Below are 24,192 nucleotides of genomic sequence, written 5' to 3'. Positions count from 1 at the left end.
GCGTTGCATTGGGTTCAAAAAATGAAGTCTCCGGCATCGAGGTTCTTGATGGAGACGTGTTCGAGGGTGATGGAGTGGCCCGAGGTGATGTCGATGACGACACTGCTTCCGACCTGATGCATGTGGTTTGCCTTGAGGTCGGAATAGCTGGTGATGGCGGAGACGGCCGAGAGGTCGAGGATGTCGTGGTCCGATCCGGTGGCATCGAAGTCGGTGATCTTGTCCTTGCCGTCGCTGTTGCGGAAGACGAAGCGGTCTATGCCGGTTCCGCCTGTAAGGATGTCGTTTCCGCTTTGGCCGTAGAGCGTGTCGTTTCCGGCCCCGCCACTGATCTTGTCGTTTCCAGCTCCGCCCGACAGCTTGTTGTTTCCGCTGTTGCCGGTAATTGTGTTGGCGAGCGCATTTCCGGTGGCGCTGATATTGGCCGAGCCGGAAAGCGAGATGTGCTCGACATTGCCGAGCTTGGCGATGGAGTAGGAGACAGTGGAGATGACCTTGTCGGAACCCTGTCCGCTAGCCTCCTGGATCACGTCGCGGGAGGAATCGACATAGTAGGTGTCGTTTCCGGTTCCCCCAGCCATGGTGTCGTTACCGGTACCGCCGATCAGCTTGTCGTTGCCGCCGCCGCCCTTGAGGACGTCGTTTCCGGCGCCGCCGTTGAGGGTGTTTGCCGCATTATTCCCGGTGATCGTATTGGCAAGAGCGTTGCCGGTGCCGTTGATGGCCGACGACCCTGTCAGGACAAGGTTCTCCGTCGCGCCCGCATTGGCTAGGCTGTAGCTGATCGTCGAACGAACCGTATCCGTGCCCTGATTGGCGTATTCGAGAACCTTGTCGCCACTGCTGTTGACGTAATAGGTATCGTTCCCCGTTCCGCCATACATTGTATCATTGCCGCTGCCGCCGGACAGCGTGTCGTTGCCGGCGTAGCCCATAATCTTTTCGTCCCAGTTCGTTCCGCGCAGCGTCTCGCTTTGGGCGCTGCCAAGGATGTCCGGAGCAAAATGACGTTGGACGATATCGTAGTCGCCCGTGCCTCCAGTGTCGGAGCTCCAGGTGACGACCCAGCTTCCGTCGGACAATGCCGTTACCACCGGAAGTTCCTGAGCATTGGCGTGAACGGCGTTGACCTTCTCTTCTGAGCCGACGGTTCGTCCGAAAGCATCGTAGCGTTGTTGGTAGATGTCGATGCCGTCATCGTTGGCATTAGCGGTGGATTGCCACACAACCACCCATCCGCCGTCGCTTGTTGCCGCCACCTGGGCGTAACGTTGCAAGCCGGGGATAGACATGTTTACCCGGGTTTCGCCGCCTTCTTCGAGGCCGGCCTCAGTGTAGCGTTGGAAATAGACGTCGGTTCCGCCGTGAACTGGGTCGGTGGAGTGCCAGGTAACAATCCATCCGCCGTCTGCCAGCGCCGTCACTGCAGCGGCGGACTGGTTGTCGTCTGTGGTGCTGTTGACCTGTATTTCGTCGCCGACGCGCTGGCCTGAAGCATTGTAGCGTTGTTGGTATACGCCGCTGCTGTCGCCGTCCTGACTAAAAGATTCCCAGGCAATGACCCACCCCCCGTCGGCGAGCCCGGTTACCGCCGGAAACGCCTGAGTGCCGGCATGGTAGCTGTTGACGATGTTGATCGAGCCGATTTTACCGCCGTTGGCGTCAAAGCGCTGTTGGAAGACTTCCTGTCCGTTCGACCCACCTTGACCGAACCAGGTTACAATCCATCCACCATCGGCCAGTCCGGCGACCACCGAGTAATCCTGATCGGATGAGCCGTTGGAGACGAGCGTCTCCGTACCAACTGGGTGACCGTTTGCGTCATAGCGCTGCTGGCGTATCTCGTGCCACGTTCCGTAGTGGGTAAAAGTGACAACCCAACCGCCGTCGTTCAATGCGGCGACAGACGCGTCTTCCTGGAAGCTCGACGTGGTGCTGTTGACGATCTGTTCGGCGCCGCGGGCATTGCCCCTGGCGTCGTAGCGCTGTTGATGAATGCCAAAGCCGCTGTCGTCCCAACCCATCCACGTCGTGACCCAGCCACCATCGGAGAGAGCGGTCATCTTTGGAAGGTACTGGGCGCGATCGGTATCCGTATTGACGAGTGTTTCGTCGCCCGCTGTTGAAAATGTCGACATCAATCCCTCCAAAATATCTCCGGCCCGTTCGGCCTTGCCGCGCCAATTACGATTCATATTTATGAGACTTATGTCTCATTAAGTGTTCCCCTACATGCAGGGTGTGATAAGGTCAATGCGTTCGTGAGACTTAAGTCTCAAAAAAGATATGCGGCGAACTCGAAGTGACCCTGGCTCCACCGCGCAGCAGGGTGATTTTCTTGCGCCCCGGACAGGTGTGCATCTGTCCGGGGCGCATTGATCGAGGGTCCGCGGGGGAGAGTATGAACCTCGACCAAATCGGTGTCAGAACAGGAAGTCTCCGGCATCGAGGTTCTTGATGGAGACGTGTTCGAGGGTGATGGAGTGACCCGAGGTGATGTCGATCACGACACTGCTTCCGACCTGATGCATGTGGTTTGCCTTGAGGTCGGAATAGCTGGTGATGGCGGAGACGGCCGAGAGGTCGAGGATGTCGTGGTCCGATCCGATGGCATCGAAGTCGGTGATCTTGTCCTTGCCGTCGCTGTTGCGGAAGACGAAGCGGTCTGTGCCGGTTCCGCCTGTAAGGATGTCGTTTCCGCTTTGGCCGTAGAGCGTGTCGTTACCGGCCCCGCCACTGATCTTGTCGTTTCCAGCTCCGCCCGACAGCTTGTTGTTTCCGCTGTTGCCGGTGATGGTGTTGGCGAGCGCATTGCCAGTGGCGCTGATATTGGCCGAACCGGAAAGCGAGATGTGCTCGACATTGCCGAGCTTGGCGATGGAGTAGGAGACTGTGGAGATGACCTTGTCGGTTCCCTGTGCGCTCGCCTCCTGGATCACGTCGCGGGAGGAATCGACATAGTAGGTGTCGTTTCCGGTTCCCCCAGCCATGGTGTCGTTACCGGTTCCGCCGATCAGCTTGTCGTTGCCGCCGCCGCCCTTGAGGACGTCGTTACCGGCGCCGCCGTTGAGGGTGTTTGCCGCATTGTTGCCGGTGATCGCATTGGCAAGAGCGTTGCCGGTGCCGTTGATGGCGGAACTACCTGTCAGCGTCAGATTCTCCACCGAGCCAAGGGCTGCCAGGCTGAAGCTGATAGAGGAATGGACCTTGTCGACGCCCTGATTGGCCAGTTCCTGGACGCGGTCACCGCTGTTGTCGACGATATAGAGATCGTTGCCGGCGCCACCGATCAAGGTGTCGGCACCTGCGCCGCCGTTCAACTGGTCGTTGCCCCCGTGGCCGATGATAGTTTCATCCCATGCCGATCCCGTCAGCACGTTGCTGAGGCCGTCGCCTTCGATATCAGGCGCGAAATGGCGTTGCTGGAGTTGGTAGCTTCCGTTGGCGTGATGGGTGATCCACGTCACGATCCATGTGCCGTCCGCCAGCGTCGTGGTTGAGCCCCGTAGCATTTGACTGACGCCTGGCTGGCTCAGCACGGAGGTTTCTGTTCCCACTTTCTGACCGTCAGCGTCGAACCGCTGCTGGAAATGTCCAGGCACACCGTCGCTATCCTGGCCAGCCCATACTACGATCCAGCCTCCGTCCGGCAGGGCGCATACCGAGGATGTGATGTATCCTGACGACGCGCTGTTGGCGAGAACCTCCTCGCCAACGGCCTCGCCATGACGGTCGTAGCGCTGGAAATATATGCCGTCCGGCGTTTCATCATTGGCATTCAATCCCCATGACACGACCCATCCGCCGTCGCTGAGCGCGGTGACCGACGGTTCGCCGAAAGAACCGTTGGAGCCAGCGGTGATATTGATTTCTCCGCCGGATGCTCGCCCGCTGCTATCGAAACGCTGCTGATAGATATCCAGCGACATGCCGGCATGCTTGTAGGTCACAACCCAGCCACCATCGGGCAAAGCGGTGATCGTCGGAGCGTATTGGGCGCCGGCTGTGGTTGTGTTGACGCGGCTCTCGGTGCCAACGGCATGACCGGAGGCATCGAAACGTTGCATCGCAATATCGATACCATCGCCGTCGGGCTGGCCGTAGGAGTGCCACAACACGACCCATCCGCCATCCGCCAGGGCCGTGACCTCGGGGAAATACTGCTCGTCGGCCGTGAACGTGTTTATTTGTGCTGCCGAGCCGATGGCGACGCCGTCCGCCGAAAAGCGCTGCTGGTAGATTTCGGAGGTCTGGTCGTCCAGCGATGCGCTCCAGGTCAGCACCCAGCCGCCGTCGCTAAGCGTCGTGGCCTTCGCGCCCTCGATATACTCGAAATGGCCGGCGGAAACAGTGACGCGCTCTCCAACGGGTGCGCCTCCAGCAGCGAAGCGCTGCTGGTAGAGCGCTGTCGTGTCCTCACCTTCGACCGTCCATGACGTGATCCAGCCTCCGTCTTGGAGGGCGGTTGTCGAGGTGTGCCACAACATGGCGGTGCTGGAATCGACAATGAGGAGGTCGCTTGCGGTGGCATTCGATGACATTTCGCTCTCCAGAAATCCGCGGACGTTTCACGCGCCGGGGATATGATCGGGTTTAAATTAAGGGGCAGCGCCACGAGTCACGGCAAACAAGGGCGTCATGAGCTTTGCAGGCCGATCAAGTGGCTTGGCTCTGCGTCGCTCGCGACTGCACAGGCCTAGCTTTGCGGGCACCGATATGAAAGCTCGCAGGAATACGCTTCCTAAAAATAGCCTAAAGACCGCTCTCTTCCCGGTCGATTCCACAGTTCATCCGTGCGTCAGACGTTGCCCGGCGCACCGCTTCTTCTCGGTGGATTGGGGGGAAGGATCGACGAAGGGCCGAATGCCTGTGGCCTGTCGATGACCGTGGATGCGCTTCTATTTCAGGCGGCAGCGCCCGACAATCACCGCCTGTGGCATCACGTTATGCGCGAATGCATAATGCACGCGGCACCTTCTCGTACCTGTCGGACCTCGTCCTACCTGGGGGATCAGCCTTGACAAATTTGGTTCGCCGTGCGCTTGTCCGCGCGATTTAAAGTGCCCGCAGAATCCGTGCCCTTGCCGGATCACCATCAAGAAATATGCAGGATAAAACCATGCACCGTTACCGCAGCCACACCTGCGCCGCCCTTCGCAAGTCCGATGTCGGCTCCACCATCCGCCTGTCCGGCTGGGTTCACCGCGTTCGCGACCATGGCGGCGTGTTGTTCATCGATCTTCGGGACCACTACGGCATCACGCAGGTGGTCGCTGATCCGGACAGCCCGGCCTTCAAGACGGCTGAAGCCGTACGTGGCGAATGGGTCATTCGCATCGATGGTCTGGTGAAGGCGCGTTCCGAAGACACGGTCAACAAGAACATGGCGACCGGCGAGATCGAACTCTATGCTCAGGAGATCGAGGTTCTCTCGGCCGCCAAGGAATTGCCGCTGCCGGTCTTCGGTGAGCCTGATTATCCGGAAGACGTGCGCCTCAAGTACCGCTTCCTCGACCTGCGTCGTGAGACGCTCCACCGGAACATCGTCAAACGCACGCAGATCATCGCCGCGATGCGCTCCGGCATGGCCGATGCCGGCTTTGCGGAATATTCCACGCCGATCCTGACGGCATCCTCGCCGGAAGGCGCCCGCGACTTCCTCGTGCCCTCGCGTATCCATCAGGGCAAGTTCTTCGCCCTGCCGCAGGCCCCGCAGCAGTACAAGCAGCTGTTGATGGTTGCCGGCTTCGACCGTTATTTCCAGATCGCGCCGTGCTTCCGCGACGAGGACCCGCGCGCCGACCGTCTTCCCGGCGAATTCTATCAGCTCGACGTCGAGATGAGCTTCGTTACCCAGGAAGACGTCTGGAACACGATGGAGCCGATGATGACGGCGGTGTTCGAGAAGTTCGCCGACGGCAAGCCGGTTACCAAGGAATGGCCGCGCATTCCCTACGACGTCGCGATCCGCAAGTACGGCTCCGACAAGCCGGACCTGCGCAACCCGATCGTCATGGAAGGTGTGACCGAGCACTTCCGCGACTCGGGCTTCAAGGTCTTCGCCGGAATGATTGCAGCGAACCCGAAAGTCGAGATCTGGGCGATCCCCGCCAAGACCGGCGGTTCGCGCGCGTTCTGCGACCGTATGAACGCATGGGCCCAGCAGCAGGGCCAGCCTGGCCTCGGCTACATTTTCTGGAAGGAAGAAGAGGGTAAGGTCGGCGGCTCCGGTCCGCTCGCCAAGAATATCGGCGAGGAGCGTACGGAGGCGATCCGCCAGCAACTCGGTCTGGACGCGGGGGATGCTTGCTTCTTCGTCGCTGGCGAACCCTCTAAGTTCTACAAGTTCGCGGGCGAAGCCCGCACGCGCGCCGGCGAGGAACTGAACCTCGTTGATCGCGACCGCTTTGAAATGTGCTGGATCGTCGACTTCCCGTTCTACGAATGGAGCGAGGAAGAGAAGAAAATCGATTTCGCGCACAACCCCTTCTCTATGCCGCAGGGCGGCCTTGAAGCGTTGACGACTGAAGATCCGTTGAGCCTGAAGGCCTATCAGTACGACGCGGTGTGCAACGGCTTCGAGATCGCCTCGGGCTCGATCCGTAACCAGTCGCCGGAACTGATGGTGAAGGCGTTCGAAAAGGTCGGTCTGTCGCAGGCCGATGTCGAGGAGCGCTTCGGAGGCATGTATCGTGCCTTCCAGTACGGCGCGCCTCCGCACGGCGGTTGCGCCTTCGGCATCGACCGCGTGGTCATGCTGCTGGTAGGTGCCAAGAACCTGCGTGAAATCTCGCTGTTCCCGATGAACCAGCAGGCCCAGGACCTCCTGATGAACGCGCCTTCGGAAGCGACGCGGACACAGCTGCGCGAACTGGCGCTGCGGGTAATCCCGCCGCAGAAGAAGGACTGACACGTCTTGCTGTGAAGCATTCGAAAAGCCCTGCAAAGCATCTGCTTCGCGGGGCTTTTTGCTATCAGCTCTTCGGCAGCGCGTTGTCGAGGAAGAACCATTGATCCAGGTGTTGCCGGATCACGGCCTCGATCGCATCGTTCAGCAACTGGATGTCCTCCAGCAGGCGCTCCCCGGATTTCTGTTCTGGCGGAAGCGTGATCGGGGGCAGGGCTCGGCAGACGAAACGGAAGACGTCTGTCCGCAGATTGTACCACGGGCAGATCGTCGCGCCTGTCATCCGCGCGAGACGGATCGTCATCGCCAGATTTCCTTCCAGATGCGGTTTTCGCCCAAACAGAGGTCCACGGATTTTGCCGTTCACGCCCTCATCGCAGAAGGCCGAGACGATGCCGCCGCTCTTGAGAACCCGCACGGCCGGCCGAATCCCCTCCAGGCCCGGAGGCAAAAAGTTGAGGCCATTCTTCCGACGCACGCGCTCGGAAATCCAGGCCTTCGCTCGACCCGGTGGAGGCGTGTAATTGATATAGGGGACGAGACCGGCGCGCTGCAGCACAAGCGGGCCGATCTCCCAGTTTCCCAGATGCATGCCGACAAAGATGACAGGACCGCGTTTGGCTGCCTCGGTTACCCATTCGAGGTGATGCACCTCGATCCGTTCGGGATGGGTTGCCAGTCGGTTGACCACGGAAAATTCCGTCATCAAACGGCCTTGGGTGCGGCAGTTCTCGACAAACAGCTTGTCCTGGTCGGCTTTGGAGAGGTCAGGACGCAGCTTGGCGATCGTCGCACGCGCCCGTTTCTCAGCCGATTTGTGAAAACGCGGGATCGCATAGACGCCGAGCTTGGCACCAAAGGCGGAGCAGGCGTCCATCGGCAGAAGCTTGAGGCCGAAATGCCCGATGAGATGCAGTGCGTTCCAGACATTATCGGAGACCCAGTAGCGGACAAACCGGCCGGAACGTTCGCCGCCGGCGAAAAGGTCTGCCAGACCCGGAGCGGCTTCCTTTTCGTAGACCCAGGCCTTGCGCTTTGCGAGATCGATCGTCTTCGGGGTCTTCTCGTCTGCCATGGGACGTCCTTTATCGACGGGGATGCAGGGTGACCGGCAGCCCGCCCTTCGGCCGCAGCGTCAGACGGCACTGGGGTTCCACCTTGTGCTCGTCGGGAACCCTGACGACGAAGCGTTGCGCGAGTATGGCAAGGCACAGGATCGCTTCCGTGAGCCCGAACTGCAACCCGGGACAGACGCGGGGACCCGCCGCGAACGGCACATAGCTGTAGGGGATTGGCCTTTTACCGTCGAGGAAGCGTTGCGGCAGGAAATGATGCGGCTTTTCGAAGAGGCTGGCCGTGCGGTGCAGGATCCACGGCACGATCAGGACCAGCGAAGCGGGCTTGACGTCGATGTCGCCGATGCGGTCCGCCTCCTTCGTCTGACGGGCAAGGATCGGCACCGGCGGATAGAGACGAAGCGTCTCCTCGATCACGGCGCGGCACCATTCAAGTTGCGGAACATCATCGATCGTCGGCGCGCGTTTTCCGCAGACCCGCTTGATCTCCGCATGGATTTCCTTCTCAACCCAACGCGCCTTGGAGAGCAGGTACCAGGCCCAGGTCAGCGTCGCGGCCGTCGTCTCGTGACCGGCCATGAAAATGGTCGCGGCCTCGTTTCGCAGCGCCACCATGTCCAGGTTGAGTTCGGGGTTCTTCTGCTGCCGGCGGATCAGCAACTCGACCATTGAGTTATGGTCGCCTCGACCCGCAAGGTGATCTTCCACAACCTTGTCGATGATCTGGTGAATGCGTTTGACCGACCGGCGGAGAGAAGGAGTTCGCAACACCGGCAGACCTTCGTCGAATCCCAAAAAGTAGCCGATGTTGATGGAATCGATCAGCGCCTGATAGCTGGTGAAACTGTCAGTCACCGCGTCGGCACTGTCCTTGCCGAGATTGTTGCCGAAGACGCTGCGGGAGATGATTTCCGCCGTCAGGCCCGCCATCTCGTGCAGGACGTTCACCTCCGCGCCGGCACCGAGAGAGGACCATCTCTGCACAAGTTCTCCGGCCGTCTGCTCCATGACGGGACCAAAGGCGGGCACGCGGTTCTTGTGGACGATGTCATTGACGAGCGAGCGTCGCTGCTTCCAGGTCTCGCCATCCGAAATGAACAGCCCGTCGCCCAGTAGATACTCCAGAGCCCTCCGCATCTGCGGGCTCTTCCGCTCGAAATTCTCGTGGCGCTTTGCCACGACATATCTGATCGCATCCGGCGAATTGACGACGACAAGCTGCCGTCCAAGGAGTTTGTTCGACGCGACGTGGTCGGTATAGTCACGCTTGCGCCAGACCGAAAGAAAATCCGTACGTGCCTGCAGGATAAGGCTGAGTGGATTGCCGGATTTCTGCCTATAGTAGGCTGCGTGCGCGGGAACGAAATTCCGACCGCGCAACTTTTCTTCGATTTCGACGGGCCGGTTAAGCCAGGAGAGCATATTTCATCCATTCGTGGGCGCTTGCCGCTTCGGTTTAACGCCTTCCACGTGTGGGTCAAGTCGAGGTTTCCGGCTTCGGCGTCGCACCGTCGATCGAGAGGTGCGCCCCGCAGGACGGGCAATGAAAGCTCCCGCGGGGCGCATCCGGAATGGCGGCTTTTTATTCCTCGTTTGCCGTGACGGTAACGCCGAGCAATTTCGGAAGCGTCTCAGGTGCACCCATGCCGGCACCCATGATCATCGGGAAGGGGACAGGCTTTTCCGGTGCCAGGCTGATCGTTAGGTTCTGCGGATCGTCGACATAGGTATTTACGGCTGCCGGTACTGTCGCCTGCAGTTCGGCGAGCTTGAATTGTCCAAGCAGCACCGGAACCATGGCCTTGACCATCTGCGCCATCTGCTCCCCGCTGGTGCCCTGCTGTTTGCCGGCAAAGTCCAGCCCGCGCTTTGTGATGCCGTCATCATCGAAGCTGATTTCAGCGCTGTTGAAGGACATTTGCTGCATCAGGCCCAACATGGCGAGGCCCGCCGCCTGCTGTGCCTGTTCGTTGCCAGGCTGCGACTGCATCTGTCGCGAGGTTTCCTGCAACTGCTTGATCAGGTCCATCGTGTAGCCCGACAGGCTGAAAGCGAGGTTGAGGGTGCCGATATTGGCAAACTCGAAGGCGTATTCTTCGACTTCGATCGTGCCCGTCGGCACTTCCCAGCTGCCGGCCATGGTAACGTTGCCGTCGATCGACTCCAGTCCCAGGGCTTGAATGGTTTCCTTGGCCTTGGCGTCCTCCACTGTGGAGAGGTCAGCCTTGATGCCCGTGATGTCACCCGCGAAGGACAACGTCGTCTCGTCCTCGCTGGTTTCCATTGTGCCGGTAGCTTCCTGCATGGAGAACACCTCCTTGCCGTCGACGCTGATGGAGATCGGACCGCTATGGGCTTCCTCGTAGATGGGGAGCGAATTGATGTCGCCCGTCGTCACGTCGCCGGGAATCCATATTCCCGAAAGGTAGAGATCGCTGACCTTGATGGACGCCTTGTCCTGCGTCATATCGATGTCCGGAAACTCGAGCAGGCCGATGTGATAGGCACCCCCATCCTCTTCTGTTACGTCCTGGAGGGTCAGTTCACCGATATCAAGCGGCTTTGCGTCCGGTCCGACCGGGGTGATGCTGACGCCCTTGAGGACCACGTTGCTGCCGTCAACCTCGACGGACTGGGCCTTCACCGTCCCTCCATCGGGACCGTAGATCGCATTGATCTTGTTCAGCAGATCCTGTCCGTCCAGCGCAAATGCGGGTGAAAGGCTTCCAACAAGCGCGACGCTTGCAAGCAGGGCGGTGACTTTTGGTGCACGGATCATAGGGCTGTCCTCTGTTGATCGGCTGAACTGTTCTATCTGGCGCAAGCAATATACTGGCTGCTTGTCGACTTCCACCGCTTTTGAAATCACCCCATCGTGCCGCCATTGTGGCTGTGACGTCTGGTACACCCTTCATCCACAGGGCGTTTGGTCGATTTTCTTGCCGTCTGAAGGCTTCTCGGCTAGGCAGGAATCATGGGAAAAAACCTTGAACCGCCGGGCGAGGGCGGAGACAATATCGAGCCGATCAATCTGCGGGCCGCGCTGGAAGAGCGCTATCTGGCCTATGCGCTGTCGACCATCATGCACCGGGCGCTTCCGGACGTTCGTGACGGCTTGAAGCCGGTTCACCGACGCATCATTCATGCCATGAGCGAGATGGGCATCCGGCCCAACTCCGCTTTCAAGAAATGCGCGCGTATTGTCGGCGACGTCATCGGTAAGTTCCACCCGCATGGCGACCAGTCCGTCTACGATGCGCTGGTGCGACTGGCCCAGGATTTTTCGCAGCGCTACCCGGTCGTCGACGGTCAGGGCAATTTCGGCAATATCGATGGCGACGCCGCTGCAGCCTATCGTTACACCGAAGCCCGCATGACCGATGTTGCAGCGCTTCTTCTGGAAGGTATCGACCAGGACGCTGTCGATTTCCGGCCTACCTATAACGAGGAAGACGACGAACCCGTCGTCCTGCCTGGTGCATTCCCGAACCTGCTGGCGAACGGCGCGTCAGGCATCGCCGTCGGCATGGCGACCTCTATTCCGCCGCACAATGTGCACGAGATCTGCGACGCCGCGCTTCATCTGATCAAGAATCCGGACGCGCCGGTTGAGGAACTCTTGTTCGACCCCGCAAACCCGCAGCGTGGCGGTATCGAGGGACCGGACTTCCCGACGGGCGGCGTGATCATCGAGAGCCGCCAGAGCATGCTCGAGACCTACCGCACCGGTCGCGGTGGTTTCCGCGTGCGGGCGAAATGGGAACTCGAGGATCTTGGCCGCGGTGGCTACCAGATCGTCATCACGCAGATTCCTTTCCAGGTTCAGAAATCGCGCCTGATCGAAAAGATCGCCGAGCTTCTCATCGCTCGCAAGCTGCCGCTTCTTGAGGATATACGCGACGAGTCGGCCGAAGACGTGCGTGTCGTCCTGGTTCCGAAGAGCCGAACGGTCGACGCGACGCTCCTGATGGAATCGCTGTTCCGGCTCTCCGAGCTTGAAAGCCGCATTCCGCTGAATATGAACGTGCTGTCCCAGGGCAAGGTGCCGAAGGTCATGGGCCTTCGCGACGTGCTCGTCGAATGGCTCGGTCACCGCAAGGACGTGCTGATCCGTCGTTCGAGGTTCCGCCTTGCTGCGATCGATCGCCGCCTCGAAATCCTCGGCGGCCTGCTGATCGCCTACCTGAACCTCGACGAGGTGATCCGTATCATCCGCGAGGAAGATGAGCCGAAGCCGGTGATGATCGCGAAATGGGATTTGACCGACGTACAGGCTGAAGCGATCCTCAACATGCGGCTGCGCAATTTGCGGAAGCTCGAGGAGTTCGAAATCCGCAAGGAGCACGACGAATTGTCTGCCGAAAAGGCTGAGATCGAATCGCTGCTCGCCTCGGATGCCAAGCAATGGCAGACGATCTCCTGGGAAATCGGCGAGGTGAAGAAGAAATATGCCAAGGCGACCGAACTCGGCCGCCGCCGCACCGCCTTTGCCGATGCGCCCGAGGCGGACGTCGAGGCCATCCAGCAGGCAATGATCGAAAAGGAACCGATCACCGTTGTCGTGTCCGAAAAGGGTTGGATCCGTGCTCTGAGGGGGCATCTCTCCGACACGTCGAGCCTGACCTTCAAGGAAGGTGACGCGCTGAAGGTCGCATTCCCTGCCCAGACCACAGACAAGATCATCCTCGTGACGACAGGCGGCAAGGTCTATACGCTCGGCGGCGACAAGCTGCCCGGAGGGCGCGGCCATGGCGAACCGTTGCGCATCATGATCGACATGGAAAACGATCAGGACGTGCTGACGGCTTTCGTCCACGACCCGAACCGGAAGCTGTTGATGGCATCGACGGCCGGAAACGGCTTCGTTGTGCCGGAAAGCGAGATCGTCGCGAATACCCGCAAGGGCAAGCAGGTCATGAACGTTGGCATGCCGGACGAAACGAAGCTCGTGGTGCCGGTATCGGGTGATCATGTCGCGGTCGTCGGTGAAAACCGCAAGCTGCTGGTGTTCCCGCTGACGCAAATGCCCGAGATGAGCCGCGGCAAGGGCGTCCGCCTGCAGCGCTACAAGGACGGCGGCATCTCCGACGTGAAGTGCTTCGCGATGGCCGATGGGCTCACTTGGATCGACACCGCCGGTCGAACGTTCTCGAAGACGAAAGATGAACTGCTGGAATGGATGGGCGACCGTGCCTCGGCAGGGCGAGCCGTTCCGAAAGGCTTTCCGCGCAGCGGCCGTTTCGACGGCTGAGATAGGCGTATTGGTGTCCTGAGCCGTGTGTGGTCACGATTTGACCAAGGTCATGGCGATCTGTCTCGCGGCGGCGCATTTTTGGCTGCGCGATGCGGGCAAAAGGACAGGACATGCCGACGAGACGAGCTTTGTTATCGGCAACGGCTGGGGTGTTGGCGCTGGGAGTGGGTGGAACGGCTGTCTTGGCGAGCCGTGAAAGTCAGCGATACAGCGACTATGCGGCGGCTCTAAGAGCACCCCTGGACGGAAGTGGCATGGCGGGTTTTATCCGCTACGCCTGCCTTGCTGCCAATGGACACAATACGCAGCCCTGGCTGTTCTCAATCAAGGGAAACACGATAGATATCGTTCCGGACGTTGAACGCCGGACTCCAGTCGTCGATCCGGATGACCATCATCTCTATGTGAGCCTCGGCTGCGCCTTGGAAAATCTCCTGCTTGCCATCGAAAATCGTGGTCTTTCGACGACGGTAAATCTGCTGGATCAGGGGGCAGGTGGTGTATCGGTTGTCCTGGAGGATACCAGTGCGGCGATCGATCCGCTCGACCAGGCGCTCTTTGCCGCCATCCCGTTCCGGCAATCAACGCGATCCGTCTATTCCGGTGCGGCCGTCAGTACCGAACGCCTCGCCACGCTTGGACGCGCTTCGCGGATCAACGGCGTCAGCCTCTCGCTCCTGACTGACCGGGCACGCATCGACCTTGTCCGTGATCTCGTCATAGAGGGGAACAATCGGCAGATGGACGACCCTGCCTTCGTCCGAGAGTTGTTGCATTGGCTCCGGTTCAGCCCCTCCCATGCGATGTCGGCGGGTGATGGGCTCTATTCGGCAACGACTGGAAATCCGTCTCTTCCTGAGTGGCTTGGGCCACTCGCGTTCCGCCTTGCTTTTACAAAGTCGGGTGAGGCGGACAAATACGCCAGACAGATGGACAGTTCCGCCGGCGTCGCCGTTTTGGCGGCGGAACAGGCGGACCCGGCGGGCTGGATTTCTGTCGGACGATCTTGCCAGCGCTTCTGCCTTGCGGCCACTGCCCTCGGCCTGAAGACGGCCTTCGTCAACCAGCCCTTGGAGGTCGCGGAGCTTCGCCTCGCTCTCGCCGAGATGGCCAGATTAAGGGGGCTCCGACCCGATGTCGTCTTGCGGTTCGGGTATGCGGATGTGCTTCCCTTCTCCCCACGCCGGCCGGTGGCGGACGTGATTCGCACCTAGGCAAAGTGCAGCTATCAGGTTTTTGGAGCGCTATTCCGCTTCGACGCCGTCGGCCATCGCCTCGTCCGGAAGGTAACGTTCCCATCCTTGCATGGTGAGATGTTCTTGCGGCAAGAAGCGGGTCTTGTAGCCCATTTTCCGCGAGCCGTTGACCCAGTATCCAAGGTAAACGTGGGGCAGACCGAGGTTGCGGGTCCGCTCGATGTGATCGAGTACCATATACGTCCCCAGGGAGCGCTTCGTGAGGGTCGGATCGAAGAACGAATAGACCATCGACAGTCCGTCGCCCATCATGTCCGATAGCGCAACCGCCACCAGTTCGCCCTTCTGGTCTATCGGGGAATCCTGTGGTCGGCGCTTCCGGTATTCGATCACCCGGGTCTGCACATGCGTATCCTCGACCATGATCGCATAATCGAGCGCCGACATGTCTGACATGCCGCCCGTTTGGTGCCGGTGGTCGAGGTACCGACGAAACAGCGAGAACTGCTCTGTCGAGGGCTGCGCAGGGTATACCGTGGAGACCAGGTCGCTGTTGTCGGCAAGCACCCGACGCATTGATTTCGTCGGTTCGAACTCATCCGCGAGAATCCGGACAGACACGCAGGCGCGACACAATTCGCAGGCCGGCCTGTAAGCGATGTTCTGTGACCGGCGGAATCCGCCCTGCGTCAGCAGGTCATTCATCTCGTTGGCACGTGGACCGATCAGATGCGTAAAAACCTTCCGCTCCATCTTGCCAGGCAGGTAGGGGCAGGTGGCTGGTGCCGTCAGGTAGAACTGCGGAGATAGCGTCGTTTGCGTGTTCATCGGGCTCCGGTCGGCATCATGGATCGCGCCTGATCTGACAATACCATGGAGCAAGATAGCAAAACGTCAACTGTGTCATTACAGGCGTGGTACTTTTGATGCGGTCGGTACGCCGTACAAAAGACTAGTACGTCCGCGCCATGGCTGTTCCAAGCAAAAGGTCATGAACCAGCCGGGAGCGTTCGATGAAGAGACCCGCCAGCAGAATCAGCGGCGTCAGCACGGAATTCAGTATCCAGAAGAGAGCCAGATGCGCGATCGCCGTGATGAAGTCCAGCTTTCGTCCGTCGAGCCGCACCATTGCAATCCCCATCGCGCGCATGCCCGCTGTCGCCTGCGAGGGGCCGGCAAGGGAAACGCCGAAGTAGAGGCCCGCCACGATGAAGAAGAGTATTGGATAGAGCATCCAGCCGAGGCCCAGCGTCAGAATGCCCAGAAAGAACACGACCACTGCCGCCGGTACCCAGAGCAGGGCGACGATCATGTAATCGATGATGAATGCGAACACGCGCCGCGACAGTACTCCGCTATAGGCGCGCCAGTCGTCGGGTGCGGCATAAGCAGGATTGGGGTCGAGGGCCATCACTATCTCCTTCTCGGTTTTCTCCGATATGGTGGGTGGCCGGCGTCCGCGCAATGCCCGAGCCCCGCTCCGTCGCTATTTTGCCAGCAAGCGCGCCACGGCCGGCGCGAAATACGTCAAGATGCCGTCGCATCCGGCGCGCTTGAAGCAGAGCAGCGTTTCCATCATCGCGCGTTCTTCGTCCAGCCAGCCGTTGGCCGCGGCCGCCTTGATCTGGGAATACTCTCCGGACACCTGGTAGGCATAGACCGGTAGACCGAATTCTTCCTTCAGGCGCCAGCATATGTCGAGATAGGGCAGGCCGGGCTTGACCATCAGCATATCAGCGCCTTCCTCGACATCGAGAGCGGCATCACGGACCGCTTCGGTGCCATTCGCCGGATCGATATAGTAGCTCTTCTTGTCCCCCTTGAGCAGCCCGCCGGTCGATATGGCTTCACGGTAGGGCCCGTAGAAGCCGGAGGCGAACTTCGTCGCATACGACATGATGCCGACCGACTGGTGACCGGCTGCATCCAGCCCGCGACGGATGGCGCCGACACGACCGTCCATCATGTCCGATGGCGCGATGATATCCGCACCCGCGTCCGCCTGCGTTACGGCAGCTCTGACGATCTGGTCGACCGTCTCGTCGTTGACGATCTCGCTGTCGCGGAGGATCCCGTCATGGCCATGGCTCGTGAAGGGATCAAGGGCGACGTCGGTGATGATGCCGATATTGGGCACGGCTTTCTTGATCGCCGCCGTCACCTGATTGATCAGATTGTTGGCCTCAAGGATGTGGGACCCCGTTTCGTCGCGCAACTCCATCTCGATGTTTGGGAAGGTGGCGAGGGCCGGGATGCCGAGATCGGCCGCTTCCTTGGCCGCCTCGACCGCCTTGTCCAGGCTCAGACGGTTGACGCCCGGCATGGCGGGAATGGGATCGACGATATTCGAACCCGGCACAACGAAGATCGGCCAGATCAGATCATCGACAGTCAGGCGATTTTCCTGCGTCAGCCGACGTACCCAGTCTGCCTTTCGGTTGCGGCGCATCCGCCGATGGCCGGTAATGTCGTCGACCAGATGAGTCTTGTTCATGGTGACCGTCCTTGTGCACTGTCCTTGGGAACGGTGCATATCACGCGGCTCCCGCTTTCCAAAGCCGAACCACCCATCTGGCAAGGCGTGGGAAGCGCGCCTATTGTCGCGGCATGGACGATGATTCTTCACACCTTCCGCAAGCGACACTGACGGGAAAGCTCTTCCTGATTTTTCTGCGGGTCGTCGCTGTCACGTGCCTGTGGTTCGGCTTGCAGTACTGGGCGATGCTCGTCGGCTATTCGCTCGGCGGCCATGGCCGCTTTGATCTCCTGACCGTTCCCTGGCAGATCGCGAGCGCCAGCCTCGCCGTCGTCTTCCCGGTTGCCGCTCTCGGGCTCTGGCTTGCCGGCTCTTGGGGACCCGTGATCTGGGTCCTTGCGGCGGGCACGCAGATTGCCATGTACGGTTTCTGGACGGACATCTACGGTGTCAATCGCCTGGTCATCGTCATGCACTGCGTCGTCGCGATCGTCTACATCATCTTCCGGGCCGCGATTTGGCTCGAAGGACGGGAGCGCCCGCAACTGAATAAGGTTTGATTTACCGTGATGAAAGAGCACGCCTCGGTAAGGTGCTGTTAAGCCTAGGTTTTAAATAGAATTTTATCGGCATTCGATAAGGTCTCTCACAAGGCGGGAAGAAAAAACAACCGCCACAACAAACAGTGAGGCAGACCGATGAACACCAAGATCAAGCCGCAGGCGGCAACGCTTGACCCGCAGGAAGAGACGATCCGTTCGCTCTATCTCGAATCCCTTCACCTCGTCGAGCGGCTTCACCGTCGCCTGCTCGACGTCATCAAGGACGAGTTCGACCGTCAGGGTCGTTCGGACGTCAACGCCGTTCAGGCACTGTTGCTCTTCAATATCGGCAATTCGGAGCTGACCGCCGGCGAGCTGCGTTCGCGTGGCTACTATCTCGGCTCCAACGTTTCCTACAACGTGAAGAAGCTGGTCGATCTCGGCTTCATCAATCACCAACGCTCGCGCATCGACCGCCGCTCCGTTCGCATCAGCCTGACGGACGAAGGCCAGAAGATCGCCGAGACGGTTGCTCGTCTCTACGAGCGTCATATCGGTTCGATCCAGAAGGTCGGCGGCATCGGCCAGAATGAATTCACCGAGATGAACAAGCTGCTTCAGCGTCTCGACCGGTTCTGGAACGACCAGATTCTCTATCGCCTCTAGGCGGTCCCTTTAAGAGGGAGGATGGGCCGGGTGCGCTTTGCGTGCCCGGCTTGCTCACGTTTCTCCAGCCGGCGCAACACGCCTTCGTGAGTCTCGTCCAGGTGACACGAATTGGCCATATTGCTATGAGAGCCGCAGACATGTGTTTGGTGGGGACAGCCCTGCCAATGCCAAGTCGTAAAACGGTCGCGGGCCAATGCGTTGTTTGTTAACCACGCCATCTTATGGCTTGGGTCTCACTGCTCGGGAAACGGTAGGAAATATGTCGCATAAGTTCGAACTCGTCGCCTTGTCGCGTCGCTCTTTGCTTCGCGGAGCCGCAACAGCCGCTATGTCGGCCGTCGCCGGCACCGCAATGGCTCAGACCGCAATCGACGAAGTGATCAATGCGCCGCGTCGTGGTAATTGGGACGATCAGTTCGATGCCAAGGCATCTCGTGTAACCGCGGCAGTCAATTCCAACACGCCGATCCTGAGTGAAAGCAACCAATTCAATTTGCTTCAGGCGATCGGCGACTATCAGGCGATTGTCGCAAATGGCGGTTGGCCTCAGGTCAACCCGGGTGTCAAGCTGAAGATCGGTGTGGTCGATCCCTCCGTCCGTGTCTTGCGTCAGCGCCTGATGATATCGGGAGACTTGGCTCGGTCGGCCGGCGTCTCCGACAGCTTCGATTCTTACGTCGATGGCGCCGTGAAGCGCTTCCAGGCGCGCCACGGTCTGCCGGAAGATGGTGTGCTTGGCGAGTTCACGCTGAAGGCCATGAATGTCTCGGCTGACGTCCGCCTGCAGCAACTCAACAAGAACATGCAGCGCTTCCAGGAAATGAAGCCGGACCTCGGCTCTCGCTATGTGTTGGTCAATATTCCCGCTGCCTATGTGGAAGCCGTTGAAAACGACCGTGTTGCCCTGCGAAACACCGCGGTCGTCGGTCGCATTGATCGCCCCACGCATGCCATCAGCTCGAAGATCTACGAAGTTATTCTGAACCCGTACTGGACCGCCCCCCGCTCGATCATTGAGAAGGACATCGTTCCATTGATGCGGAAGGATCCGACCTATCTGACGCGCAACCAGATCAGGCTGTTTGACGGCAACGGTCAGGAAGTGGCGCCGGAAACGGTCGACTGGAATGCGGAGAAGGCTCCGAACCTGATGTTCCGCCAGGATCCGGGTAAGATCAACGCGATGTCCTCGACGAAGATCAACTTCCACAACCCGAACAACGAGTACATGCACGACACGCCCCAGCAGGGGCTGTTCAACAAGCTCATTCGTTTTGAATCCTCAGGCTGTATTCGAGTCCAGAATGTCCGCGATCTGAACGTCTGGCTCCTGAAGGAAACACCCGGCTGGTCGCGCCAGGAGATGGAGCGCGTCATCGCGAGCCGTGTGAACACGCCGATCACGCTTGCGCAGGAAGTTCCTGTTCATATCGTCTACATCACCGCGTGGTCCGCCAAGGACCGTGTCGTTCAGTTTCGCGACGATATCTATCAGCTCGACGGCTACCAGGAATTGGCGCTGCAGACGAATATCGGTGTCGAGCAGATTTCCGGGTCCGTGGAAGACGATCTCCTTCCTCAATAAACGCGCGAACATTCCCAAGTTGACGGCGTCCGAGAGGGCGCCGTTTCTCGTTGTGCCGCCATCATATGCTTCTTGAGCCACGATCGGCTTAGGGATATCGGCAGCTCTCGTCTTGCCGGGCGGTGGTCGTTCTGCTTGATTGCCGTTCGTTGCGAAACGGAGGATGGCGCGTGGGCGTGAGAGGTTGCGGCTTTGGATCGATGTCGGCTTTGTCCCTCGCACGGGGGATGCTTTGCCTCATCGCTGCGCTGACGGTCGTTCTCGCACAAGCATTTGCAACTGAGGATCGTCAGGCGAAGTTCGAGGCCTGGGAGCAAACGGCCCAGAGGGCCGAAGAGGCTCTTCAGAGCGGCATGGCATCAACGCAAGCCTTTGAAATACTGCGGGCTGAACTGGCCGGACAGAGATCTGAAGCCGAGGCGCTGGCCAACAGCGGCAGCATCAGTGTCCGGACAATCCGTGCGCAACTTCTGACGCTGGGAGCGCCACCTGGAAAGGATGGAAGCGAACCCGCCAACGTGGCGAGCCGCCGCGAGGCACTCACGAACGCGCTCGCTCTGGCGGAAGACCCCGTTCTTTCGGCAAGGCAGGCTTATGCCCGTGCCAACGTGCTGATCGAGGAGATTGACAGGCTCGTCCGCTCCCGCTCGGCCTCCGATCTTCTCGAACGCGGACCGTCTCCACTCGATCCTTCGAGCTGGACGTCGGCGGGCGCCGACCTCGCCCGTTACATGGAGGGCATTGCGGTCGACACCCGTCGCAGCTTGCGGCTCACGGGAACGGATGTAGATTTCACGTCGGAGCGACTGATTCCGGCATTGCTTCTCATTGCCAGCGCCATACTGTTTCCGCTTTGGCTCGGCCACGTCCTGCTCGTTAGGCTGGAGCGGGCGGTGAGGGGACGGCCTGGTTCGGGCCGCTTTTTTCTGCACGCTGCACTGGTTCACCTTCTCCGGCTCGTCCTGTCGACCTCGGGCGCCGCTTTGTTCGTTGTTGCCGTCGTTCTTCTGGACATCGGCCCTACCACCGCCGTCAATTTGACAGGCGGGGTACTGGCCGGTGCCCTGGGCCTAGTGTTGATGAACTGGATCGCCAATATCCTGTTTGCGCCCAATCAGCCTTCGATCCGTCTGGTCGAACTGAGTGACCGCCTCGCTCGAACTTGCTACTGGCTGGCTATGGTTTTTGGGCTCGCGCTGACACAGGAAGCCATCGTCGACGGTGCGGCTGAAGACTTCGCCTTCGCTCCGGCCAGTATATCGGTGCTGAAGGGCTTCAGCATCCTTGTCGGCTGCATCGTGTTGGCTGGCTTGTCGCGTGTCTTGCTTGCGGTTGCAGCTGAGAGGCGAGCCGCCGTACAAGCGGAGGACGATACGCCCCTCGGGCCCGAGTTCCTCGCGTTCCTGGCAAGAGTGATACAGGCATTGGCGGTCGTCTCGCTTTTGGGAGCGTTGATCGGCTACGTTCCCGCCGGAAGCGAAGTTATGTCTCCGATCATTGGGACCCTGGCGCTGGCGGGTCTCGCTTACATCGTGCATCACGCGCTCATGGTCCCTGTTCGCGTGGCGCTCGGCGACACGAACTCCACCGCAGGACTGGTCTCGGTCCTCCTCGGTTTTGCCCTGACCGTAGCGGTCATCCCGCTGCTTGCACTCACGTGGGGTGCGCGGGTGTCCGATGTGTCGGAAGCCTGGCGCATCGTCCGCGAAGGTTTCGACCTCGGCGGCGTAAGGCTTTCGCCGGAGGTCCTTGTCGTTCTGGCAATCACGTTCCTCATCGGCCTTTTCATTACGCGCTGGATCCAGCGGATCGTGGACCGAATCGTATTGCCGAGGACGCGGATTGATCCCGGCGGACGCAATGCAATCAGGACCGGTCTGGGCTATGTCGGCATTATTGTTTCTGCCCTATTGGCCATCTCAACGGCTGGACTTGATCTTTCCAATCTCGCGATCATCGCTGGCGCCTTGTCAGTCGGCGTCGGCTTCGGCATGCAGGCCGTCGTCTCGAACTTCGTGTCTGGCATTATCCTTCTCGTCGAGCGGCCCATCAAGGAGGGCGACTGGATCGAGGTATCCGGGTTTTCGGGCATCGTGAAGAAGATCGCCGTTCGTTCCACGCGTATCGAAACCTTTGATCGCCACGATGTCATCATACCGAACGCCGATCTGGTGGCCGGAACGGTGAAGAACATGACGCTGAGCTCGCATGTCGGGAGAATGATTGTTCCCGTCGGGATCGGCTACGGCAGCGACGTCGGGAAGGCGAGGGAACTCATGCTGAGTGCCGCAAGGGAACATCCGGCGATCCTGTCAAAGCCAGAGCCGCAGGTCTTCTTCATGCGCTTCGGCAATAACGCTCTCGAGTTCGAGTTACGATGCTTCCTGAAGGATGTCGGAACCGAAATCGGGACCCGATCGGATCTCCTCTATACTCTACACCGCGTGTTCGACGAGAACGGTATAGACATCCCCTTCGCGCAGAGCGATGTCACGATCCGCAATCTCGATCAAATTGTCGCAGTCCTTGGCCGACACGGTGACACCAGCGGCGTGGACCAGGACGGAAAGCCGTTTGCCACATGACGTCAGGCATTGTCGTTTGCGACATCGTTCTTTGATCGGCAAATGTCGCGTCCCGTATTGCCCTCCAACGAACGGAACGCTAAGACCCCTCAGCATCAACCCTTCGAGGAGCCTGCGACATGTCGAATTCCGATGCCTTCTTCTCCCGTCCGCTTGCCGAATCCGATCCGGAAATCTTTGGCGCGATCGAGAAGGAACTTGGTCGCCAACGCCACGAGATCGAGCTGATCGCCTCTGAAAACATCGTTTCCCGCGCCGTGCTCGAGGCTCAGGGCTCGATCATGACGAACAAGTATGCGGAAGGCTATCCGGGCAAGCGCTACTATGGCGGCTGCCAGTTCGTCGACATCGCGGAAGAACTCGCGATCGAGCGCGCCAAGAAGCTCTTCGGCGTCAACTTCGCCAACGTGCAGCCGAATTCGGGTTCGCAGATGAACCAGGCGGTCTTCCTGGCGCTCCTGCAGCCGGGCGACACCTTCATGGGCCTCGACCTGAACTCGGGCGGTCACTTGACCCACGGTTCCCCGGTCAACATGTCCGGCAAGTGGTTCAACGTCGTCTCCTACGGCGTTCGTGAAGACGATCACCAGCTCGATATGGATGACGTTGCCGAAAAGGCCCGCACCCACAAGCCGAAGCTGATCATCGCCGGCGGTACCGCTTACTCCCGCATCTGGGACTGGAAGCGCTTCCGCGAGATCGCTGACGAAGTCGGCGCTTACCTGATGGTCGACATGGCCCATATCGCGGGTCTCGTCGCCGGTGGCCAGCATCCGTCGCCGTTCCCGCACTGCCATGTCGCGACCTCCACGACCCACAAGTCGCTGCGCGGCCCGCGTGGCGGCATGATCCTCACCAATGACGAGGATCTGGCGAAGAAGTTCAACTCGGCCGTATTCCCCGGCCTCCAGGGCGGCCCTCTGATGCATGTTATTGCTGCCAAGGCGGTTGCGTTCGGCGAAGCGCTGAAGCCGGAATTCAAGGAGTATGCAGCTCAGGTCGTGAAGAACGCCAAGGCGCTGGCCGAGACCCTGATCAAGCAGAACCTCGACATCGTTTCCGGCGGCACCGACAACCACCTGATGCTGGTCGACCTGCGCAAGAAGAACGCGACGGGCAAGCGCGCAGAGGCCGGCCTCGGCCGCGCATACATCACCTGCAACAAGAACGGCATCCCCTTCGACCCGGAAAAGCCCTTCGTCACCTCCGGCATCCGTCTCGGCACGCCGGCCGGCACGACCCGCGGCTTCAAGGAAGCGGAATTCACCGAAATCGGCAACCTGATCGTCGAGGTTCTCGACGGACTCAAGGTCGCAAATTCGGACGAAGGCAATGCCAGCGTCGAAGCAGCAGTTCGCGACAAGGTGGTAGCGCTCACCGGCCGCTTCCCGATGTATCCCTACATGTGAGGGTCTGAAGCAATATGCGATGCCCGTTCTGCGGCTCCGACGATACGCAAGTGAAGGATTCACGCCCGGCGGAAGACAATACCTCCATCCGCCGGCGGCGTATCTGCCCGGACTGTGGTGGCCGCTTCACGACTTTTGAGCGCGTTCAGTTGCGTGAACTGATGGTGGTCAAGAAGACGGGGCGCAAGGTTCTCTTCGATCGCAACAAGCTTGTACGTTCATTCCAGATTGCCCTGCGAAAACGGCCGATCGACAATGAACGCATCGAGCGTGCGGTCTCCGGGATTGTCCGTCGCCTGGAAAGCTCGGGAGAGACCGAGATTTCCTCCGAGGAGATCGGCCTTCAGGTGCTGGAAGCACTGAAGAGCCTCGATGACGTCGGCTTCGTGCGCTATGCATCGGTCTATCGCGACTTCTCCCACGCCGAAGATTTCGAGAACCTGATCAAGGAGATCAGCGCCAAGATCTCGCGTGACAGCGGGATTGAGTAGGC

The 24,192-nt window shown here is 59.9% G+C and carries 17 protein-coding genes; 9 read left to right on the top strand and 8 right to left on the bottom strand.

Going from position 1 to position 24,192, the window contains the following annotated elements:
• Positions 1-14: 14 nt before the first annotated feature.
• Both J5J10_RS10435 and J5J10_RS10430 read right to left on the bottom strand, forming a co-directional pair.
• A complete protein-coding gene (locus J5J10_RS10435) occupies positions 15-2,138 on the bottom strand; it encodes a calcium-binding protein (RefSeq protein WP_211929815.1) in 2,124 nt (707 codons plus the stop codon).
• 285 nt (positions 2,139-2,423) lie between these two features.
• On the bottom strand, positions 2,424-4,541 hold the full coding sequence (locus tag J5J10_RS10430) for a calcium-binding protein (RefSeq protein WP_211929814.1): 2,118 nt from the start codon (positions 4,539-4,541) through the stop codon (positions 2,424-2,426).
• A 578-nt stretch (positions 4,542-5,119) separates the two neighbouring features.
• Here J5J10_RS10430 and aspS point away from each other — a divergent pair.
• Positions 5,120-6,910 carry an aspartate--tRNA ligase gene (gene aspS / locus J5J10_RS10425; protein WP_211929813.1) on the top strand — a complete coding sequence of 597 codons (1,791 nt, stop codon included), beginning with the start codon at positions 5,120-5,122 and terminating at the stop codon, positions 6,908-6,910.
• 64 nt (positions 6,911-6,974) lie between these two features.
• Here aspS and J5J10_RS10420 read toward each other — a convergent pair whose 3' ends face one another.
• The 3 genes from J5J10_RS10420 to J5J10_RS10410 all read right to left on the bottom strand — a co-directional run bounded on the left by J5J10_RS10420 (position 6,975) and on the right by J5J10_RS10410 (position 10,762).
• Entirely contained in the window at positions 6,975-7,982 is a 1,008-nt protein-coding gene (locus tag J5J10_RS10420) for a lipid A biosynthesis lauroyl acyltransferase (protein ID WP_211929812.1), read from the bottom strand.
• 10 nt (positions 7,983-7,992) lie between these two features.
• Complete coding sequence (locus tag J5J10_RS10415) at positions 7,993-9,405, bottom strand: cytochrome P450 (RefSeq protein WP_211929811.1); 1,413 nt, start codon at positions 9,403-9,405, stop codon at positions 7,993-7,995.
• A 160-nt stretch (positions 9,406-9,565) separates the two neighbouring features.
• Positions 9,566-10,762 (bottom strand): hypothetical protein, encoded by a 1,197-nt coding sequence (locus tag J5J10_RS10410; protein ID WP_211929810.1) that lies wholly within the window; start codon positions 10,760-10,762, stop codon positions 9,566-9,568.
• 195 nt (positions 10,763-10,957) lie between these two features.
• Between J5J10_RS10410 and parC the strand changes: the two genes are divergently transcribed.
• Both parC and J5J10_RS10400 read left to right on the top strand, forming a co-directional pair.
• The gene (gene parC / locus J5J10_RS10405; protein ID WP_211929809.1) at positions 10,958-13,234 is read left to right on the top strand and encodes a DNA topoisomerase IV subunit A; all 2,277 of its coding nucleotides are present in this window, start codon (positions 10,958-10,960) and stop codon (positions 13,232-13,234) included.
• 257 nt (positions 13,235-13,491) lie between these two features.
• Positions 13,492-14,451: a nitroreductase family protein gene (locus J5J10_RS10400; RefSeq protein WP_249116711.1), complete on the top strand. Its 960-nt coding sequence runs from the start codon at positions 13,492-13,494 to the stop codon at positions 14,449-14,451.
• Between the two features lie 30 nt (positions 14,452-14,481).
• On the opposite strand, the gene J5J10_RS10395 is transcribed toward J5J10_RS10400, so the two are convergent.
• The 3 genes from J5J10_RS10395 to hemB all read right to left on the bottom strand — a co-directional run bounded on the left by J5J10_RS10395 (position 14,482) and on the right by hemB (position 16,927).
• Entirely contained in the window at positions 14,482-15,261 is a 780-nt protein-coding gene (locus J5J10_RS10395; RefSeq protein WP_211929807.1) for an arginyltransferase, read from the bottom strand.
• 124 nt (positions 15,262-15,385) lie between these two features.
• Complete coding sequence (locus tag J5J10_RS10390) at positions 15,386-15,844, bottom strand: RDD family protein (RefSeq protein WP_208549192.1); 459 nt, start codon at positions 15,842-15,844, stop codon at positions 15,386-15,388.
• Between the two features lie 75 nt (positions 15,845-15,919).
• Entirely contained in the window at positions 15,920-16,927 is a 1,008-nt protein-coding gene (gene hemB, locus J5J10_RS10385; RefSeq protein WP_211929806.1) for a porphobilinogen synthase, read from the bottom strand.
• 113 nt (positions 16,928-17,040) lie between these two features.
• Here hemB and J5J10_RS10380 point away from each other — a divergent pair, with 113 nt between their 5' ends.
• The 6 genes from J5J10_RS10380 to nrdR all read left to right on the top strand — a co-directional run bounded on the left by J5J10_RS10380 (position 17,041) and on the right by nrdR (position 24,190).
• Positions 17,041-17,469, top strand: a complete 429-nt coding sequence (locus J5J10_RS10380) for a DUF6163 family protein (RefSeq protein WP_211929805.1) — start codon at positions 17,041-17,043, stop codon at positions 17,467-17,469.
• 138 nt (positions 17,470-17,607) lie between these two features.
• Positions 17,608-18,117: a winged helix DNA-binding protein gene (locus J5J10_RS10375; RefSeq protein ID WP_208549195.1), complete on the top strand. Its 510-nt coding sequence runs from the start codon at positions 17,608-17,610 to the stop codon at positions 18,115-18,117.
• Between the two features lie 262 nt (positions 18,118-18,379).
• Positions 18,380-19,705 carry a L,D-transpeptidase family protein gene (locus J5J10_RS10370; protein WP_211929804.1) on the top strand — a complete coding sequence of 442 codons (1,326 nt, stop codon included), beginning with the start codon at positions 18,380-18,382 and terminating at the stop codon, positions 19,703-19,705.
• A gap of 200 nt (positions 19,706-19,905) precedes the next feature.
• Positions 19,906-22,290, top strand: coding sequence for a DUF3772 domain-containing protein (locus J5J10_RS10365; protein WP_211929803.1), 2,385 nt, complete (start codon positions 19,906-19,908; stop codon positions 22,288-22,290).
• A 119-nt stretch (positions 22,291-22,409) separates the two neighbouring features.
• Positions 22,410-23,699: a serine hydroxymethyltransferase gene (gene glyA / locus J5J10_RS10360; protein ID WP_211929802.1), complete on the top strand. Its 1,290-nt coding sequence runs from the start codon at positions 22,410-22,412 to the stop codon at positions 23,697-23,699.
• Between the two features lie 14 nt (positions 23,700-23,713).
• Positions 23,714-24,190, top strand: a complete 477-nt coding sequence (nrdR, locus tag J5J10_RS10355) for a transcriptional regulator NrdR (RefSeq protein WP_208549199.1) — start codon at positions 23,714-23,716, stop codon at positions 24,188-24,190.
• The last annotated feature ends 2 nt before the right edge of the window (positions 24,191-24,192 follow it).

This window comes from Ciceribacter sp. L1K23, assembly GCF_018122705.1.
GTDB lineage: Bacteria > Pseudomonadota > Alphaproteobacteria > Rhizobiales > Rhizobiaceae > Allorhizobium.
Note: the sequence above shows the minus strand (reverse complement) of the source record. Positions and strands in the feature narration are given on the sequence as shown.

Excerpts from the sequence above, each read along its gene's own strand:
- hemB (WP_211929806.1), bottom strand. The coding sequence starts at position 16,927 with ATGAACAAGACTCATCTGGTCGACGACATTACCGGCCATCGGCGGATG.
- nrdR (WP_208549199.1), top strand. The coding sequence starts at position 23,714 with ATGCGATGCCCGTTCTGCGGCTCCGACGATACGCAAGTGAAGGATTCA.
- J5J10_RS10370 (WP_211929804.1), top strand. The coding sequence starts at position 18,380 with ATGTCGCATAAGTTCGAACTCGTCGCCTTGTCGCGTCGCTCTTTGCTT.
- J5J10_RS10430 (WP_211929814.1), bottom strand. The coding sequence starts at position 4,541 with ATGTCATCGAATGCCACCGCAAGCGACCTCCTCATTGTCGATTCCAGC.
- J5J10_RS10435 (WP_211929815.1), bottom strand. The coding sequence starts at position 2,138 with ATGTCGACATTTTCAACAGCGGGCGACGAAACACTCGTCAATACGGAT.
- glyA (WP_211929802.1), top strand. The coding sequence starts at position 22,410 with ATGTCGAATTCCGATGCCTTCTTCTCCCGTCCGCTTGCCGAATCCGAT.
- J5J10_RS10365 (WP_211929803.1), top strand. The coding sequence starts at position 19,906 with ATGTCGGCTTTGTCCCTCGCACGGGGGATGCTTTGCCTCATCGCTGCG.
- J5J10_RS10395 (WP_211929807.1), bottom strand. The coding sequence starts at position 15,261 with ATGAACACGCAAACGACGCTATCTCCGCAGTTCTACCTGACGGCACCA.
- J5J10_RS10375 (WP_208549195.1), top strand. The coding sequence starts at position 17,608 with ATGAACACCAAGATCAAGCCGCAGGCGGCAACGCTTGACCCGCAGGAA.
- J5J10_RS10415 (WP_211929811.1), bottom strand. The coding sequence starts at position 9,405 with ATGCTCTCCTGGCTTAACCGGCCCGTCGAAATCGAAGAAAAGTTGCGC.
- J5J10_RS10400 (WP_249116711.1), top strand. The coding sequence starts at position 13,492 with ATGGCGGGTTTTATCCGCTACGCCTGCCTTGCTGCCAATGGACACAAT.
- parC (WP_211929809.1), top strand. The coding sequence starts at position 10,958 with ATGGGAAAAAACCTTGAACCGCCGGGCGAGGGCGGAGACAATATCGAG.
- J5J10_RS10420 (WP_211929812.1), bottom strand. The coding sequence starts at position 7,982 with ATGGCAGACGAGAAGACCCCGAAGACGATCGATCTCGCAAAGCGCAAG.
- aspS (WP_211929813.1), top strand. The coding sequence starts at position 5,120 with ATGCACCGTTACCGCAGCCACACCTGCGCCGCCCTTCGCAAGTCCGAT.
- J5J10_RS10390 (WP_208549192.1), bottom strand. The coding sequence starts at position 15,844 with ATGGCCCTCGACCCCAATCCTGCTTATGCCGCACCCGACGACTGGCGC.
- J5J10_RS10380 (WP_211929805.1), top strand. The coding sequence starts at position 17,041 with ATGGACGATGATTCTTCACACCTTCCGCAAGCGACACTGACGGGAAAG.
- J5J10_RS10410 (WP_211929810.1), bottom strand. The coding sequence starts at position 10,762 with ATGATCCGTGCACCAAAAGTCACCGCCCTGCTTGCAAGCGTCGCGCTT.